The organism is Herbaspirillum sp. GCM10030257 (genome assembly GCF_042666555.1).
Taxonomy (GTDB): domain Bacteria; phylum Pseudomonadota; class Gammaproteobacteria; order Burkholderiales; family Burkholderiaceae_D; genus Noviherbaspirillum.
In genome coordinates this window covers 1-1806 of the sequence record NZ_JBHTDH010000093.1, presented here as the reverse complement: position 1 = coordinate 1806, position 1806 = coordinate 1, and the positions used below count along the sequence as shown (strand labels likewise).

Below are 1806 nucleotides of genomic sequence, written 5' to 3'. Positions count from 1 at the left end.
CAATGGTAGTAAGCTGTTCCATGACTTCCCCTCCTGTTCAGATTGAACAACGACACCTCAATCTTGGCACTCGATGCCGTGCGACTTCAACACCGCGTCGGGACGGGGAAGTCCCTTACATTTGAAATAGTCCTCTTGATCTTCGCTAGAGTCGGCATATTGTGCCGGAATGGCATGCTATGGTGGAGGCCATCATGATGGGATGGAAACTTGTTCCAAGGGAACGTACCGAGGTTATCAATCTGGAGGAGTTTGTCCCGCAGGATCATCTCCTGAGGGCCATAGATCGCCATCTCGATTTGGCGGAGTTTCGTCAACAGCTTAAACCCTTTTACAGCCACATCGGCCGGCCATCAGTGGATCCGGAGCTGATCATACGCATGCTCATTATTGGGTACTGTTACGGCATCCGATCTGAACGGCGGCTGTGTGAGGAAGTGCACCTGAATCTTGCCTACCGCTGGTTCTGTCACCTAGGTGTCCATGATCGCGTACCAGATCATTCCACCTTCTCTAAGAATCGGCATGGGCGCTTTCGCGACAGCGATGCCTTCCGTGAACTGTTTGAGTCGGTACTGCGTCGGTGTATTGTCGAAGGGTTGGTTGGTGGTGAAGGTTTTGCCACTGATGCCAGCATCATTAAGGCCGATGCTCAGCGCCAGCGCGCTGTGCCTGGAACTCAACGCATTAACTGGGGTGACTACGTTAGCCGACCGGTCAGAGAATACCTGGCTGCACTGGACAGTGCCGATCCGCCCAGCCTGCCAAAGTATGTATCGCTAACCGATCCAGCCGCATCCTGGTCGGCTGCATCTGGCCCGGCCTTCTTTACTTACTCCACCAACTATCTGATCGATGTGAAGGACGGCATTATTGTCGATGTTGAACCTTCGGCCTCCAGCCATTCAGCCGAATCACAAGCCACGCGCACCATGATTGACCGAGTCGAACAACGCCTGCATCTCAAGCCACACCGGCTCATCGGCGACACGGCATATGGTGCTGCCGCCATGCTCGGCTGGCTGGTCAAAGACAAGGAAATCGATCCGCACGTACCGGTATGGGACAGAAGCCAGCGCCTCGACGGCACATTTGCCGTAGGCGACTTTGTTTGGCAACCGGAAGCAGATCAATACCGCTGCCCTGATGGCAAGGCATTGCGCAAGGAGTGGCGTGCCTTCTCGAACCCACGCACGCACGTTACTAAGGCCGAAACAATCCTCTATCACTCCAGCCAGATGGACTGTCAGCACTGCAGGTTCAAGCCACAGTGCTGTCCCAATACGCCCACTCGCAAGATTGCACGCAGTATTTATGAGGACGCACGGGAAGTGACCCGGCGCATCATGCAAACGCCTGAGTACGCGCAGTCACGCCGCGAGCGCAAGAAGGTGGAAGTGCTGTTTGCGCATCTTAAGCGAATTCTGAAACTGGACCGCTTGCGATTGCGAGGCCCATCTGGTGCCCATGATGAATTTCTCTTGGCAGCTACGGCGCAAAATCTAAGGCGCATGGCAACACGACTCTATGCAGGAGGTTTTAATTTAGGCCATGCAGCCGTGTGAGGCTGCGTTGATCGCCGTTAAGTCACCTTATGTTCCGGCTCTAATTTAAACTTCGGGCCTTCTCTTCGAGACCAGAACATATTGCTTCTCGACTTTTTCAACATATTGCTTCTCGACTTTTTCAAATGTAAGGGACTTCCCCGTCCCGACGCGGTGTTGAAGTCGCACGGCATCGAGTGCCAAGATTGAGGTGTCGTTGTTCAATCTGAACAGGAGGGGAAGTCATGGAACAGCTTACTAC

1 protein-coding gene is annotated in these 1806 nt (G+C 53.8%); it reads left to right on the top strand.

Annotated elements, in window-relative coordinates; genetic code table 11:
- The first annotated feature begins 194 nt into the window (after positions 1 to 194).
- Positions 195 to 1565 (top strand): transposase, encoded by a 1371-nt coding sequence (locus ACFQUU_RS29195; RefSeq protein ID WP_382252130.1) that lies wholly within the window; start codon positions 195 to 197, stop codon positions 1563 to 1565.
- Positions 1566 to 1806: the final 241 nt, after the last annotated feature.

Bases quoted from the DNA above. Each gene is read 5' to 3' on its own strand.
- ACFQUU_RS29195 (WP_382252130.1), top strand. From the start codon at position 195: ATGATGGGATGGAAACTTGTTCCAAGGGAACGTACCGAGGTTATCAAT.